This window comes from Hydrogenophaga sp. (genome assembly GCF_025699295.1).
Classification (GTDB): Bacteria; Pseudomonadota; Gammaproteobacteria; order Burkholderiales; family Burkholderiaceae_C; genus Hydrogenophaga.
Genome location: NZ_JAILWB010000019.1, coordinates 56,953 through 71,937, shown reverse-complemented (window position 1 = coordinate 71,937; position 14,985 = coordinate 56,953). Strand labels below are relative to the sequence as shown.

Here is a 14,985-nt window from a genome sequence, read left to right as displayed (position 1 = left end):
CAATGCGCCATGTCCCAGTACTTTGAAGTCCACCCCGAGAACCCGCAACCGCGGCTGCTGAAACAGGCCGTGCAACTGCTGGAACGCGGCGGCGTGCTGGCCGTGCCCACCGACTCCAGCTACGCCCTGGTCTGCCACCTGGACGACAAGGCCGCGGCCGACCGGCTGCGGCGCATCCGCCAGGTGGACGACAAGCACCACCTCACCCTGCTCTGCCGCGACCTGAGCGAACTGGCGAGCTACGCCAAAGTGGACAACCGGCAATACCGCTTGCTCAAGCTGGCCACGCCCGGCCCCTACACCTTCATCCTGGAGGCCAGCAAGGAAGTGCCGCGCCGCGTGAGCCACCCGTCGCGCAAGACCATCGGCCTGCGCGTGCCCGAACACCGCACGCTGCAGGCCCTGCTGGAGCAGCACAACGCGCCGCTGCTGGCCACCACGCTGATCCTGCCGGACGAGACCGATCCGCTGAACGACGCGCACGACATTCGCGATCGCCTGGAGCACGACCTGGCGGGCGTGATCGACGCCGGCGCCTGCGCGCTGGAGCCCACCACCGTGATCGACCTCACCCCCATGGGCACGGGCGGCGAGCCCGAGGTGCTGCGCACCGGCCAGGGCGCGCTCGCCCGCCTGGGGCTCTGAACCGCGCAGGCGGCGCCCGGGTGCCGTCTGGGACAATACGCGTTTGTTTGCAGCGCCCCCCATGGACCTCGCCCTGATCGTTCAAACCGTCGCCCTCTACGCCATCCCGGTGCTGTTCGCCATCACGCTGCACGAGGCGGCGCATGGCTACGCCGCGAAGCACTACGGCGACAACACCGCCGAGATGATGGGGCGCATCACGCTCAACCCGGTCAAGCACATCGACCCGCTGGGCACGATCGCGATGCCGCTGCTGCTGTATTTCGCGACCTCGGGTGCCTTCCTGTTCGGCTACGCCAAACCGGTGCCGGTGAACTTCGGTCGCCTGCGCAACCCCAAGCGCGACATGATCTGGGTCGCCCTGGCCGGCCCGGGCGCCAACCTCGTGCAGGCCATCGGCTGGACGGTGCTGTTTTACGTACTGCTCGCCGGTGGCGTCGAGGAGGAATTCTTCCTCAAGATGTGCCAGGCAGGCCTGCTGGTCAATCTCGTCATGTTCGCCTTCAACCTGTTCCCGCTGCCTCCGCTGGACGGCGGCCGCATCCTGGTCGGCCTGCTGCCCTGGAAGCAGGCCGAACTGGTCTCGCGCGTGGAGCCCTGGGGCTTCTTCATCGTCATGGCCCTGGTGATTTCCGGCGTGGTCGGCAACCTCTGGCTGCGCCCGCTCATGATGCTCACCGGCAGCGCCATTGAAGTGCTGCTCACTCCCATCCGCCTGCTGCTGCTCTGATCCCGTCTCCATGAAAACCCAACGCGTCCTCACCGGCATCACCACTTCGGGCACGCCCCACCTGGGCAACTACGTCGGCGCCATCCGCCCCACCGTGCGCGCCAGCCGCCTGGCCGAGGTGGAAAGCTTTTACTTTCTGGCCGACTACCACGCGCTCATCAAGGTAGGCGAACCCGCAAGGGTGCAGCGCTCCACGCTGGAAATCGCGGCGACCTGGCTGGCCTGCGGGCTCGACCCCGAGCGCGTCACGTTCTACCGCCAGTCCGACATTCCCGAGATTCCCGAACTCACCTGGCTGCTCACCTGCGTCACAGGCAAGGGCGTGCTCAACCGCGCGCATGCCTACAAGGCATCGGTGGACAAGAACAACGCAGCAGGAGAAGACCCGGACGCTGGCGTGACCGCCGGCCTCTTCATGTACCCCGTGCTGATGGCCGCCGACATCCTGATGTTCAACGCGCACCAGGTGCCCGTGGGGCGCGACCAGATCCAGCACATCGAGATGGCGCGCGACATGGCCGCCAGCTTCAACCACCTGTACGGCGAGCACTTCACGCTGCCCGAGGCCGCGATCGAAGACCACGTGGCCACGCTGCCCGGCCTGGATGGCCGCAAGATGAGCAAGAGCTACGACAACACCATCCCGCTGTTCGTGCCGCGCGAACAGCTGCGCAAGCTCATCATGGGCATCCTGACCGACTCGCGCGCGCCGGGCGAACCCAAGACCACCGAGGGCTCGGCACTGTTCCAGCTCTACCAGGCCTTCGCCTCCGCCGACGAAACCGCCGCGCTGGCCCAGGCCTACGCCGACGGCATCGCCTGGGGCGACGCCAAACAGATGCTGTTCGAGCGCCTGGACCACGAGATCGCGCCGCTGCGCGAGGTATACGACCAGCTCATCCAGGACCCGGCACGCATCGAAAAGACCCTCAAGGCCGGCGCGGACAAGGCCCGCGCGATCGCCACGCCCTTCACGGCGCGGCTGCGCGAGGCTGTGGGACTGCGCCGGCTCGACAGCACTGTGACGTCAGCCACCACCAGGGCCACCAAGACGGCAGCGCCCGCGTTCAAGCAGTACCGCGAAAAGGATGGCCTGTTCTACTTCAAGCTGGTCGATGCCGGCGGCGAGCTGCTGCTGCAGAGCACCGGCTTTGCGTCGGGCAAGGCAGCCGCCCAGGCGATTGCGCAACTGCAACAGCAGGGCCGCGAGGCGCTGGCCGGCCTGCAGGCCCATCTGGCGCATCAGGGTGACGCCGGTGCACTGGACCAGGCGCTGCAGCACTTCATGGCCACCGGCAAGGTCTGATGACCCCACGCGCCGCACCGCAGGCCTTTGAGGGACAATCGGGAAGCCCGCCGCAGCGCGTGGACAACATACCCCTCGACTGCACCGGACGCCGATACTGAACCCCTCCGTTCGAATACCCCGGGGTGTTCGGGCTGAAAAGTAAAAAGAACGATTGCATTCGCACCCCGCTGGCTATCGCCAAACGCGGACAATCTCGATATGCTGTCGCATTGAAACCAATTATTACCAGCACGCCAGACATGAGTATTTTTGTTATCGACGACCACCCGCTGATGCGCGAAGCCGTCGTCATGCTGCTTCGGCGCCTGCGCGCGTCCACACAAGTGGTTGAACTCGAACGTCTGGCGGCGGTGAGCAAGGCGATTGCCGAGCATGGCGAGCCCGAACTGGTGTGCCTGGATCTGAAGCTGCCCGATACCAACGGCGTCTCGGGCGTGCGTGAAGTGCGGCAGATGCTGCCAGACACATCACTTATCGTGCTGTCCGCATCCCCGTCCTCCGACTACGAGGACCTGGCGCGTGAAGCCGGAGCCGATGCCTACGTCGAGAAGTCGGCCGGCGCCGCCCAGATCGCCAAGGTGCTGCGTGAATTCCTCGCGGAGGAAGCCGAGGATGAAAACGCGCCCACCATCCCGGACAAGCTCTCCAAGCGCCAGAAGCAGCTGCTGGTGATGCTCGACCGTGGCCTGAGCAACCGCGACATCGCCGAGCAATTGCAGATCAGCGAGCACACCGTCAAGGTGCATCTGTGGCGCCTGTTCCGCCGCCTCAACGTGAAGAGCCGCTCCCAGGCCAGCCACCTGGCGCGCACCGCCGGCCTGCTCGACCTCTGACACGCGGGCACCGGTCCTGCGGGCCGATCCTTCAGAAACCGGAATTGTTCTCCAGCGCGGTGGGGTGCGCCTGCAGGGGTTCGCGCTGCGTGAACTCCGGCAACATCACGCGGAACACACTGCCCTGACTGGCCACCGAGTTCAGCGCCAGCTGGTAACCCATCAGCGACGTGAGCTTGGAGACGATGGTGAGCCCCAGGCCCAGGCTGTCTTCCGTGCCCTGGTGCTGCGACACACGGAAGAACTCCTGGAAGATCGCCTGCTGGTGCTCGCGTGCGATACCAACCCCCGTATCCCACACCTCGAACACCAGCATGTCCTCGCGGTGCCGCAGCGCCAGCAGAACACCGCCCTGGTGCGTGTGCCGCAAGGCATTCGACACCAGGTTGCCCAGGATACGGCGCAACACAACCGGGTCGGACCAGATCGTGGTCGGGCGGGCGTGCGTGCGCAGCCGCAAAGACTTGCCGATGGCCACCGGTTCAAACTGCATGGACAGATCGGCAAAGAGCTTCTGCACGTCCACGTGCTGCAGCCGCACCTTGTAGTTGCCCGCGTCGATGCGTGTCAGGTCGAACAGCGAATCGAACAACTCGTTGATCGCCCGGGTCGACTGCAGGATGCGCGGGGAAATGTCGCGCGCCATCTCTGGCTCGGTGGCCAGCCAGTCCGCATAAAGGCTCAGCGCATGCACCGGCTGGCGCAGGTCGTGCGCGGCCGAGGCCAGAAAGCGGTTCTTCGTGGCCACCGCGCGCAGAGACGCCCTTGTCTGCAAGGTCAGCGAATCGATCAATTCCTGGTTGGAGAACTGCAGCTCGAAGCTGGCGCGGTACACCTCGTGCAGGCGCCTGCCTGCCATGGTGAGCAGCCCCCAGAACACCAGCAGCAGTGCCATCAGGACCAGGCTGATCTGAATCGCCTCCGGCTGGTTCAGCTTTCGCAGCATGCCCCAGGCCAGGCCGACGAACACCGACAGGATCAGGGCATTGGCGTAGCGGCGAAACACCGGCAGGTACGCGCTGAACGAGGTGAGCGTGAGCAGCCCCTGCCCCAGCACCACCAGCCCGCACACGAACTGCGTGGCCTGCGAAGACTGCTGGTAGCTCAGGATCACCGGACCGCCCCAGAGCAGTGCAATGAGCGTCCACGACCACTGGTACCGCTGCATGAACGCCATGCGCTGCGGCCCCTCCAGGCTGTCGTGGCGCAGGCGGTAGATGCCGATGAGCCGGTAACGCAGCACCAGAACCACCAACATCAGCACCGCCCAGACCGCCAGCGCGATGGTGTGGGTCTGCCCCGCCATGAAGTACACCAGCAGCGGTAGCGTCGCCATCGCGGCCACCAGGGACGGACCCATGTTGTCCATCAGAACGCCGATGAGCTGCGAATTGACCCATTGATCGCGCACCTCCGGGGAGGCCGGTACATGCTGGTAGGTGGCGGGCTGGGTGTCGACGAGCATGAGGAACCAACGGGCAAACGGTGGCGCATTGTCGCACCCGCTTCGCGCACCCCGCAGTCCGGCATCCGCAGCCAGCGGCCTGCTAGAATCGCAGGCTTCGAACACGGAGAGGTGGCAGAGTGGTCGAATGCGCGGGACTCGAAATCCCGTGTACGTTTTCAACGTACCGTGGGTTCGAATCCCACCCTCTCCGCCAGTTGAATCACCAACTGGCCTTGCCCGGCAACATCAGCTTGCCAGCATCAACGCCATCTCCGCATCGTCGCTGCGGATGGCCACATAGTTCGGGCCCGAGCGGAAATCGTTCTGCTTGTAGTTCCAGCCTTCGAACACGATCCCGCCCTTCTGCACGCGCCCGACGGTGTAGCCATGCCGCTCGAACAGGCGGTGGAAATCGCGCATCAGGAACTTCGCGTCGCCGTGCGTGTAGCCGTATTCGAACTGCACCACGCGAATGGCCTTCTTCTGCAACAGGCCGGCAAAGCCCTCCAGCACCAGGTGGTCCGCACCTTCCACGTCGATCTTGAGGAAGTCGATGGCCTCGATGCCCTGTTCGGCGCAGTAGCTGTCGCCCGAGCGGATGGTCGAGCGCTTCATCTGGAAATCGATCTTGCGGTCGTGATAGGTCGCGTCCACCAGCAGGGTGTTGACCTTGGAGTTGTCACCGTAGTCCTTGTATTCGACTACCGCGTCCTTGTCGCCCATGCCCATGTTGTTGAGCACGAAGTTCGGGCCCTTGAGGTTCTCCGACAGGGTCTTGAAGGTGCTTTCGGAGAGTTCGAAGCAGTGGATGCGGGCGTTCGGGAAATAGCGGATGGCCGTCTGCGACCACTCGCCCACGTTGCATCCGACGTCGAAAACCACCTTGGGATTCAACACGGAGAGCCTGGACAACAACTCCTTCTCGCCGTTCTTGTGGAAGTCGTACGAATACCCACGCAGGCTGTCGATACCCTGTTGCAGGATCTTGATGAGGATGGAACGCGGGTCCCGGACCGCCTTGCGCAGGCGGTCTGCATTCGAGCGTCGGGCAGGCGCGCTCATGCGGGCGCCAGCCGCTCCAGCCCGCCCATGTAGGGCCGCAGCACCTCGGGCACGGTCACGCTGCCGTCGGCGTTCTGGCAGTTCTCCAGCACCGCCACCAGCGCCCGGCCGACCGCCAGGCCCGAACCGTTGAGCGTGTGCACGAGTTCGTTCTTGCCCTGTGCGTTCTTGAAGCGGGCCTGCAGGCGGCGCGCCTGGAAAGCCTCGCAGTTGGAGACCGAGCTGATCTCGCGGTAGGTGCCCTGCGCCGGCACCCATACCTCGATGTCGTGCGTGCGGCTTGCACCAAAGCCCATATCGCCGGTGCACAGCGCCATCACGCGGTAGGGCAGGCCGAGCTTCTGCAGCACGGCCTCGGCGTGGCGGGTCATGTCTTCCAGCGCCTCGTAGCTCTTCTCGGGGTGCACGATCTGCACCATCTCGACCTTGTCGAACTGGTGCTGACGGATCATGCCGCGCGTGTCGCGTCCGGCGCTGCCGGCTTCGGAGCGGAAGCAGGGTGTGTGTGCGGTGAGCTTGATGGGCAGCTCGGCCTCGGCCAGCACGGTGTCGCGCACGGTGTTGGTCAGCGTCACTTCGCTGGTGGGAATGAGGTACAGCGCCTGGGTATCGGGCACCGCCTCGCCTTCCTGCCCGCCTTTTTTCACCGCGAACAGGTCACCCTCGAACTTGGGCAACTGGCCGGTGCCGTGCAGGGTCTCGGCATTGACGATGTAGGGCGTGTAGCACTCGGTATAGCCATGCTCCTGTGTCTGCACGTCCAGCATGAACTGGGCGAGCGCGCGGTGCAGGCGGGCGATGGGGCCACGCATGAAGGTGAAGCGCGAACCAGCGAGCTGGGTGCCGGTCTCGAAGTCCAGCCCCAGGCGTTCGCCGATGTCGACGTGGTCGCGCAATTCGAAGTCGAAGGCGCGGGGTGTGCCCCAGCGGCGCAGCTCGATGTTGGCGTTTTCGTCACTTCCCACCGGCACGCTCTCGTGCGGCAGGTTGGGCACGGCCAGCAGCAGGGTCTGCAGCTCGGTCTGGATCACGTCCAGCCGCGCGGCCGAGGCTTCCAGCTCGGCCTTGAAGGCCGCCACCTGCGCCATGGCCGCATCGGCTTCGGCGTGCTGGCCCTTGCCTTTGAGCATGCCGATCTGCTTGCTCAGCGTGTTGCGCTGGCTCTGCAGTTCCTCGGTCCGGGTCTGCAGCGCCTTGCGCTCGGATTCCAGCGCCTGGTAGGCGGGCACATCCAGGTAAGGCTGCGGCTGCTTGCGGGTCTGCAGGCGCGCCACGACCCCGTCGAGGTCTTTTCTCAGTTGAACGATGTCTAGCATGCGGCGATTGTAGTTTTGCGCCCTGCCCGGGCGCGCGGGGCCGCAGCGAGGGTCAGCGCAGGTGCTGCAGGGGCTGGGCGTCCTCGCCCTCGATCTTCAGGCCCTTGGGCAGCGGGAACTTGATGGTTTCGGTCAGGCCGTCCATGGTGCGCACGGAGATCGCGCCCAGGGCCTTGATGCGTTCGATCACCTGGCGCACCAGGATCTCGGGCGCCGAGGCACCGGCCGTCAGGCCCACGCGGTGCTTGCCCTCGAACCACTCGGCCTGCAGCTCGTCGGCGCTGTCCACCATGTGGCTGGGCGTGCCCAGCTTCACCGCGAGTTCGCGCAGGCGGTTGCTGTTGGAGCTGGTCGGGCTGCCGACCACGATCACGATGTCCACCTGCGGGCTCAGCAGCTTGACCGCATCCTGCCGGTTCTGCGTGGCGTAGCAGATGTCCTGCTGCTTGGGTTCGCGCACGCTCGGAAAGCGCGCCTTCACCGCGGCCAGGATCTCGGCCGCGTCGTCCACCGACAAGGTGGTCTGCGTCACCACAGCAAGTTTCTCGGTTTGCGCAGGTGCCACGCGACCCACGTCTTCCACGTCCTCCACCAGGTGGATGCCGCTCTCCAGCTGGCCCATCGTGCCTTCCACCTCGGGGTGGCCCTTGTGGCCGATCATGATGAATTCGTAGCCCTCGCGGTGCAGCTTGGCCACTTCCACATGCACCTTGGTCACCAGCGGGCAGGTGGCGTCGAAGATGTGAAAACCGCGCTGCTTCGCCTCGTCCTGGATGGCCTTGCTCACCCCGTGCGCGGAGAACACCAGCGTGGCGCCGGCCGGCACGTCGGCCAGCTCCTCGATGAAGATCGCGCCCTTGGCCTTGAGGTCGTTCACCACGTAGGTGTTGTGCACGATCTCGTGGCGCACGTAGATCGGGCGACCGAACTTGACCAGCGCGCGCTCGACGATCTCGATCGCGCGGTCCACGCCGGCGCAGAAGCCGCGCGGCTCGGCGAGAATGATTTCCTGGGACTGGGTCATCAGAGCACCCCGATCAACTGGACTTCGAAGCGCACCGGCTGGCCCGCCAGCGGGTGGTTGAAGTCGAACAGCACTGCGCCGTCTTCCCGCACCTCCACCGCCGCGCCCGCGTAGCTGCCCAGGCCATCGGGCGTGGGGAACTGCACCACGTCGCCCGCGGCGTACTGCTCGTGCGGGTCGCCCAGTTCGTTGAGCAGCTTGCGCGCCACCCACTGCACCATCTCGGGCTGGCGCTCGCCAAAGGCCTCGCCCTCGGTCAGTTCGATCACCGTGCGCGTGCCCTCCTCCAGTCCCAGCAGGCGCTGCTCGATCGCGGGCGACAACTCCCCCGCGCCCAGACTGAGCGTGGCCGGCTGGCCGGCGAAGGTATCGATGATCACCTGCCCCCCGGGACCGGACATGCGGTAGTGCAGGGTGAGGAAGGAACCTTCTTGGACGTGGGGCATGGCAGGCGGGAAATGCGTGAATGGGAAACGGCCGGGGGTACCGCAACAACCCGTATTGTAAAAAGCGCAGAGCATCAGGGAGGAAAACACATGGATGGCCTTGCCACGCCCGGGCTCAAGGGCCTGCCCGCCGATTCGCGCCCGCGCGAGAAGCTGCTCGCGCGCGGCCCCGGCGCCCTCAGCGACGGCGAACTGCTCGCCCTGCTGCTGCGCACCGGCATCGCCGGCAAACACGTGCTGCAGCTCGCGCAGGAGCTGCTGGAGCGCTTCGGCGGCATCGCCGGCCTGCTGCACACCGGTGCCGACGCGCTCAAACAGATCAAGGGCCTGGGACCCGCCAAGCGCGCCGAGGTCGTGGCGGTGCTGGAACTCGCCCGCCGCGCACTCGCGCAGGAGCTGCGGCAACGCCAGGTGTTCGACAGCCCGCAGGCCGTGCGCGACTACCTGCAGCTGCAGCTGGGCGGCAAGCCGCACGAGGTGTTCGCCGTGCTGTTCCTCGACAGCCAGAACCGCCTGATCGCGCTGGAGGAGCTGTTTCGCGGCACCCTGTCGCAAGCCAGCGTCTACCCGCGCGAGATCGTGCTGCGCGCCCTGCACCACCACGCCTCGGCCGTGGTGCTGGCGCACAACCACCCCAGCGGCGTGGCCCAGCCCTCACGCGCCGACATCGACCTCACCAGCACCCTGCGCAGCGCGCTCACACTGGTGGACGTGCGCGTGCTCGACCACTTCATCGTCACGCGCCACAGCGCCACGTCCATGGCCGAGCAAGGCCTGGTGTGAAGGCCGCGTCCGGGCACTGAGCGGTGCCTGCTGGGTCACAATGACCCACCATGAAAGTGAACACGCTGGCCGGGCTCAAGGCGCTCAAGCGCACCCTGGCCGAACAAGCCGGGCGCGAAGCCGCGCAACGCGAGGCCGAGCGCCTGGCGGCACTGAAACGCGAGCGCGAGCAGAAGCTCTTTGAACTCGCCGTGGGCCCGGTGCAGCCGGTGCCCGCGCGCCCGGGTGGCCGCGCCACGCCGCACCGCGCGCCGGTGGAGCCCGTGCCGGTGCAGCGCCAGCGCGACGAAGCGGCCGTGATGCGCGAGGCCCTGTCCGACGAGTTCGACATCGAGACCCTGCTGCACACCGACGAACAGCTCAGCTTTCGCCGCCCCGGCCTGGGGCCCGAGGTGGTGCGCAAGCTGCGCGAAGGCAGCTGGAGCATCCAGCGCCAGATCGACCTGCACGGCCTGCGAACCGACGAAGCCCGCGAAGCCCTGGGCCGCTTCATCCGCGACGCCCACCAGGCCGGCCTGCGCTGCGTGCGCGTGGTGCACGGCAAAGGCCTGGGCTCACCCGGGCGCACCCCGGTGCTGAAGAACCGCGTGCTGCGCTGGCTGGTGCAGAAGCACGAGGTGATGGCCTTCGTGCAGGCACGACCGGCGGAGGGCGGGGCTGGGGCGCTGGTGGTGTTGTTGCGGTCGGGGTGAGCGACCGCCGCGAGCCGTTGCTGCCCTACCCCGGCGAATTCCGCATCCAGTCCGCCGTCTGGAAGAAGCTGGTCTTGAGCCGCTCGCGCAGTTCGGCATCCACACCCGTCTCGCCCATCGCCTGGTCCATGCAGGCCAGCCACTGGTCGCGCTCCAGGATGCCAATGGCAAACGGCATGTGGCGGGCGCGCAAGCGCGGGTGGCCGAAGCGTTCGGTATAGTGCTGCGGGCCGCCGAGCCAGCCGCAGAGGAACCAGAACAGGCGCTGCCTTGCGTTGTCCAGCGTGCTGCCGTGGGCGGCGCGCAGCGCGGTGTAGGCGGGCTCGATGTCCATGAGGTCGTAGAAGCGGTCGACCAGTGCACGCACCTTGTCCTCGCCACCGATCCAGTCGAAGGGGGTGGCGTGGCGCGTGGGTTCCTCGGGTTGTGCCAGCGGCGTGTTCATACGGGTGCCTTTCGCAGCGTCTCCACCACGGGGGTACGCAGCACGCTGCGCAGGCCCCACCAGCCGGCCATGAGGGCCAACAGCGCGCCGGCGATGGCGCCGCCCAGCGGCACCCAGGGCGATGCCGTCCAGGAGAACTCGAACACGAAGCGCGCCAGCGCCCAGCCCACCGCCACCGCAACCACCGAGGCGAGGAAACCGGCGAGCAGGCCCACGCCCAGCAACTCGATGCGCTGCACCTGGCGCAGCAGGGCCGAGCCCGCACCGACGGCGCGCAGGATGGCGAATTCGCGCTCGCGTTCGCCGCGCGTGGCGGTGATGGCCGAGAGCAGCACCACCAGCCCGGCCGCCAGCGTGAAGACGAACAGGAATTCCACCGCGCTGATGACCTGGCCCAGCACGCGCTGCACCTGCGCGATGGTCTGGCTCATGTCGACGTTGGTGATGTTGGGAAATTCGCGCACCAGCGCGTTGTCGAAACCGTTGGGCGCGCCGTTGGCCGTCTCGGGCGCGCGGAAGGCGCTGATGTAGCTCACGGGCACGTCGGGCACCTGCGCCACCGGGAACACGACGAAGAAGTTGACGCGCATGGAACCCCAGTCCACCTTGCGCAGGCTGGTGATGCGCCCTTCGGTCACCTGGCCGGCGATGTCGAAGGCGAGCCGGTCGCCGAGCTCGAGGCCCAGTTCTTCGGCCAGGCCCTCTTCCACACTGAGCGCGTCGGTTTCGTTCTCCGTCCAGCGGCCGGCAACCACCGGATTGTGCTCGGGCAGCGCGGCCATGTTGGAGAGGTTGAACTCGCGGTCCACCAGGCGCTGGGCGCGGTCGCCCTCGAAGTCGTCCGGGTTGATGCGCTTGCCGTTGATGCCCACCAGCCGGCCGCGGATCATGGGGTACCAGTCGTAGCGCTCAACGCCGGCGCTGCGCAGCGCCTGCTGGAAGGCTTCGCTCTGCTCGGGCTGCACGTTGATCACGAAGCGGTTGGGCGCATCGGGCGGGGTGGCGTTGCGCCAGCTGGAGATCAGGTCGGTGCGCAGCAACACCAGCAGCACGAGCGCGAGCAGGCCGACGGCGAGCGCGCTGATCTGCACCACCGCGTACGCCGGGCGGGCCGAGAGCTGGCGCGTGGCCATGACGAGCGCGCGCGGCGCGGTGGCCTCGTTCACGCTGGCGCGCAGCACGCGCACGGCGGCGTAGCTGGCGGCGGCGAACAGCAGCACCGCGCCGGCGAAACCGCCCACCGCGATGCCACCGAGCAGCAGGTCGCGGCTGGCGGCGAGCAGCAGCGCGGCAAAGCCGAGCAGGCCCACGCCCAGCACGGCCAGCGTGGCGGGCTTGAGCTGGCCCACGTCGCGGCGGATCACGCGCAGCGGTGGCACCTGGGCGAGCTGCAGCACCGGTGGCAGGCCAAAGGCCATCATGAGCGTGAGCCCCATGCCCAGCCCCAGCAGCACCGGCGTGATGCCGGGCGCGGGCAGACTCGATTCGACCAGGCCCGCGAGCAGCAGCACGAACACATAGTGCACCGCAAAGCCGATGGCCACACCCACCGCGCTGGCGAAGACGCCGACAAGCGCGAACTCGAAGGTGTAGGCGCGCGCCATGGTGCCCTGCGACAGGCCGAGCACGCGCAGCATGGCGCAGTCATCCAGGTGGCGCTGGGCGAAACCGCGCGCGGCAATGGCCACCGCCACGGCGCACAGCAACGCGGCGAGCAGGGCCACGAGGTTGAGGAACTGTTCGGCGCGGCCCAGCGTGCGCTGCATCTCGGGCCGTCCGCCTTCGAGCGACTCCAGCCGCATGCCGCGCGCGTCGGGTTGCTCCATGGCTTGTTCCGCCCAGCGGTTGAACTCGGCCACGCGGGCATCGGGCCCGGCCACGGCCAGGCGGTAGCGCAGGCGGCTGGCCGGCTGCACCAGGCCGGTGGCAGGCAGGTCGGCGCTGTTGACCATGACGCGCGGCGCGAAGCTCATGAAGCCGCCGCCGCGGTCGGGCTCGACCACAATGACGCGCGCGATGGTGAAGGCGCTGTCGCCCAGCAGCAGCGGGTCGCCCATCTTCAGTTCCAGCGCGACCAGCAAGGCCGCGTCCACCCAGGCGGTGCCGGGCGCCGGAATCCCGCGCATGGCGGCATCGGGCGCGCCGGGGGCTTCGGCCAGGCGCAGCGCGCCCCGCAGCGGATAGCCCTCGTCCACCGCCTTGAGCGCGACCAGGCGGGCAGCGCCGCCCTCTTCGTCGCGCGCGCGGCCCATGGTGGGAAAGTCCAGCGACAGCGTGGTGGTCAGTCCGAGTTCGCGCGCCCGGGCCTCGAACGCGGGCGGTGGCAGGTTGTCGCTGCGCAGCACGGCGTCGCCACCAATGAGCGCGCGCGCGTCGCGCGCCAGGCCGTTCTGCAGCCGGTCGGCAAAAAAACCCACCGCCGTGAGCGCCGCCACCGCCAGCGTGACCGCCAGCACCAGCAGCCGCAACTCACCTGCGCGCCAGTCACGCCGCAGCGAGCGCCAGCCAATCTGCCAGAAAGAAGGGGGCTGGTGCGTCGGGTTCATGGGGAACAACCTTATCTCAAACCGCTAAACCCCATGCGACAGGGGCGGCGCGAGGGAGTTCACTTCGTGCCGAAGATGCGGTCGCCCGCATCGCCCAGGCCCGGCACGATGTAGCCATGGTCGTTCAGGCCCCGGTCCACCGCCGGGGTGTAGACCGGCACGTCCGGGTGGGCGTCGTGGAAGGTCTTCAGGCCTTCGGGGCAGGTGACCAGGCAGACGAAGCGGATCGAGCGCGGGCCAGTCTTCTTGAGCCGGTCCACCGCGGCCACGGCGCTGTTGCCGGTCGCCAGCATGGGGTCGAGCACGATCACGTCGCGCTCTTCCATGCCCTGCGGCATCTTGAAGTAGTACTCCACCGCCTGCAGGGTGGCCGGGTCGCGGTACAGGCCGATGTGGCCCACGCGCGCGCCGGGAATGACCTGCAGCATGCCGTCCAGAAAGCCGTTGCCCGCGCGCAGGATGGAGGCCAGCACGATCTTCTTGCCGTCGATCACGCGCGACTGCATCTTCTCCAGCGGGGTCTCGATCTCGATGGTCTGCATCGGCATGTCGCGCGTGAGCTCGTAGGCCAGCAGCGCGCTGAGCTCGTGCACCAGTTCGCGAAAGCTCTTGGTGCTGGTGTCCTGGCGGCGCATCAGTGTGAGCTTGTGCTGCACCAGGGGGTGGTCTATGACGTGGACTTCTCGGTTCATGGGGTCTTTCGCAGGCGGGCGCACAGAGGCACTGCGCAGGACCAGGGGCCGTGCGGCGGTGACATGCGGAAAAAAGGGAACCGAGTTTATGCCCGAACGCGCAGGGGCTGCGGTGCAAGCGCTGGCACCGCGTCCATCACCAGCCGCTGCGGGCTGGCGTAGCAGAGAAAGTGCTTGTTGGTCGCGCGCCCGATGGCGCACAGGCCCACACGCTGCGCCACGTCCAGCCCCATCTGGGTGATGCCGCTGCGCGAGATCACCACCGCCACACCCATCTGGGCGGACTTGATCACCATCTCGCTGGTGAGGCGGCCGGTGGTGTAGAAGATCTTCTCGCCATCCGGCAGACCTTCCTGCAGACACATCCAGCCGGCGATCGTGTCCACCGCGTTGTGTCGGCCCACGTCTTCCACGAACAGCTGCAACGCTTCGCCGTGGAACAGCGCGCAGGCATGCACCGAGCCCGCCGACTTGTAGGTGCTTTCCTTGAGCCGGATCGCATTGACGATGGCGTACAGCTGCGACTGCCGCAGCACCGCGCTCTCTGGCAGGCGGATGCTGTCGATCTCGTCCATCAGGTTGCCGAACACGCTGCCCTGGCCGCAGCCGGTGGTCACCACCCGTTTCGACGTGCGCTCCTCGATGCGGTCGATGCCCTGGCGGGTCTTCACCGAAGCAGCGTTGACGTCCCAGTCCACCGTGATCGATTCGATCTCGTCCACCGAGGCAATCAGCCGCTGGTTGAGCAGATAACCCAGCACCAGCCACTCGGGGTGCGCGCCCAATGTCATGAGCGTGACGAGCTCGCGCTTGTCCACGTACACGGTGAGGTCGCGCTCGGCCGGGATGGCGATGGTCTCGCGTGCGCCGAACTCGTTCACGACCTCGATCTCGCGGGTCAGTGGCGCGCGCGCCTGGGTCAGCTGGGGAAGTGGCATGAACGAAGACTACCGCATGAAAAGGGCCGCCACCCGGGGGTGCGGCCCATGAGAGCACGCTGGCAAGGGTCAAGCAC

General features: G+C 67.3%; 15 protein-coding genes and 1 tRNA gene. 7 read left to right on the top strand and 9 right to left on the bottom strand.

Translation table 11 applies throughout. The features are described from left to right. Nucleotides 1-9 precede the first annotated feature (9 nt). From K5880_RS18810 to K5880_RS18795, 4 genes are all read left to right on the top strand, one after another. A complete protein-coding gene (locus tag K5880_RS18810; RefSeq protein WP_297655917.1) occupies nucleotides 10-645 on the top strand; it encodes an L-threonylcarbamoyladenylate synthase in 636 nt (211 codons plus the stop codon). A 61-nt stretch (nucleotides 646-706) separates the two neighbouring features. Beyond that, entirely contained in the window at nucleotides 707-1,375 is a 669-nt protein-coding gene (locus K5880_RS18805; RefSeq protein WP_297655914.1) for a site-2 protease family protein, read from the top strand. Between the two features lie 10 nt (nucleotides 1,376-1,385). Beyond that, on the top strand, nucleotides 1,386-2,681 hold the full coding sequence (locus K5880_RS18800; protein ID WP_297655911.1) for a tryptophan--tRNA ligase: 1,296 nt from the start codon (nucleotides 1,386-1,388) through the stop codon (nucleotides 2,679-2,681). 242 nt (nucleotides 2,682-2,923) lie between these two features. Beyond that, the gene (locus tag K5880_RS18795) at nucleotides 2,924-3,517 is read left to right on the top strand and encodes a response regulator transcription factor (RefSeq protein WP_297655908.1); all 594 of its coding nucleotides are present in this window, start codon (nucleotides 2,924-2,926) and stop codon (nucleotides 3,515-3,517) included. A 31-nt stretch (nucleotides 3,518-3,548) separates the two neighbouring features. Here the strand turns inward: K5880_RS18795 and K5880_RS18790 are convergent, their stop codons facing one another. Then, nucleotides 3,549-4,982: a HAMP domain-containing sensor histidine kinase gene (locus K5880_RS18790; RefSeq protein WP_297655905.1), complete on the bottom strand. Its 1,434-nt coding sequence runs from the start codon at nucleotides 4,980-4,982 to the stop codon at nucleotides 3,549-3,551. A gap of 105 nt (nucleotides 4,983-5,087) precedes the next feature. Here K5880_RS18790 and K5880_RS18785 point away from each other — a divergent pair. Beyond that, nucleotides 5,088-5,178 (top strand) — tRNA-Ser (locus tag K5880_RS18785). Nucleotides 5,179-5,210: 32 nt separating this feature from the next. Here K5880_RS18785 and K5880_RS18780 read toward each other — a convergent pair. Genes K5880_RS18780 through K5880_RS18765 form a run of 4 tightly spaced genes read right to left on the bottom strand, consistent with a single transcriptional unit; the run spans nucleotide 5,211 to nucleotide 8,812 of the window. Continuing rightward, entirely contained in the window at nucleotides 5,211-6,026 is an 816-nt protein-coding gene (locus K5880_RS18780) for an FkbM family methyltransferase (protein WP_297655903.1), read from the bottom strand. Next, nucleotides 6,023-7,342: a serine--tRNA ligase gene (gene serS / locus K5880_RS18775; protein WP_297655900.1), complete on the bottom strand. Its 1,320-nt coding sequence runs from the start codon at nucleotides 7,340-7,342 to the stop codon at nucleotides 6,023-6,025. Before serS ends, K5880_RS18780 begins: the two co-directional genes overlap by 4 nt. A 52-nt stretch (nucleotides 7,343-7,394) precedes the next feature. Further along, nucleotides 7,395-8,366, bottom strand: coding sequence for a 4-hydroxy-3-methylbut-2-enyl diphosphate reductase (gene ispH / locus K5880_RS18770; RefSeq protein WP_297655897.1), 972 nt, complete (start codon nucleotides 8,364-8,366; stop codon nucleotides 7,395-7,397). Continuing rightward, nucleotides 8,366-8,812, bottom strand: coding sequence for an FKBP-type peptidyl-prolyl cis-trans isomerase (locus K5880_RS18765; RefSeq protein WP_297655894.1), 447 nt, complete (start codon nucleotides 8,810-8,812; stop codon nucleotides 8,366-8,368). Before K5880_RS18765 ends, ispH begins: the two co-directional genes overlap by 1 nt. Before the next feature lie 90 nt (nucleotides 8,813-8,902). On the opposite strand from K5880_RS18765, the gene radC reads away from it, so the two are divergent. Beyond that, a complete protein-coding gene (gene radC, locus K5880_RS18760; protein ID WP_297655891.1) occupies nucleotides 8,903-9,595 on the top strand; it encodes a DNA repair protein RadC in 693 nt (230 codons plus the stop codon). Nucleotides 9,596-9,645: 50 nt separating this feature from the next. Beyond that, on the top strand, nucleotides 9,646-10,287 hold the full coding sequence (locus tag K5880_RS18755; protein WP_297655888.1) for a Smr/MutS family protein: 642 nt from the start codon (nucleotides 9,646-9,648) through the stop codon (nucleotides 10,285-10,287). Nucleotides 10,288-10,312: 25 nt separating this feature from the next. Here K5880_RS18755 and K5880_RS18750 read toward each other — a convergent pair whose 3' ends face one another. The 4 genes from K5880_RS18750 to K5880_RS18735 form a co-directional block, all read right to left on the bottom strand. Further along, nucleotides 10,313-10,732, bottom strand: a complete 420-nt coding sequence (locus K5880_RS18750; RefSeq protein ID WP_297655885.1) for a group II truncated hemoglobin — start codon at nucleotides 10,730-10,732, stop codon at nucleotides 10,313-10,315. Continuing rightward, a complete protein-coding gene (locus K5880_RS18745) occupies nucleotides 10,729-13,278 on the bottom strand; it encodes an FtsX-like permease family protein (RefSeq protein ID WP_297655883.1) in 2,550 nt (849 codons plus the stop codon). The genes K5880_RS18750 and K5880_RS18745 overlap by 4 nt, the downstream gene beginning before the upstream one ends. Before the next feature lie 59 nt (nucleotides 13,279-13,337). After that, nucleotides 13,338-13,970, bottom strand: a complete 633-nt coding sequence (gene upp, locus K5880_RS18740; protein WP_297655881.1) for a uracil phosphoribosyltransferase — start codon at nucleotides 13,968-13,970, stop codon at nucleotides 13,338-13,340. Nucleotides 13,971-14,056: 86 nt separating this feature from the next. Continuing rightward, nucleotides 14,057-14,908 carry a formate dehydrogenase accessory sulfurtransferase FdhD gene (locus tag K5880_RS18735; protein WP_297655879.1) on the bottom strand — a complete coding sequence of 284 codons (852 nt, stop codon included), beginning with the start codon at nucleotides 14,906-14,908 and terminating at the stop codon, nucleotides 14,057-14,059. Between the last annotated feature and the right edge of the window lie 77 nt (nucleotides 14,909-14,985).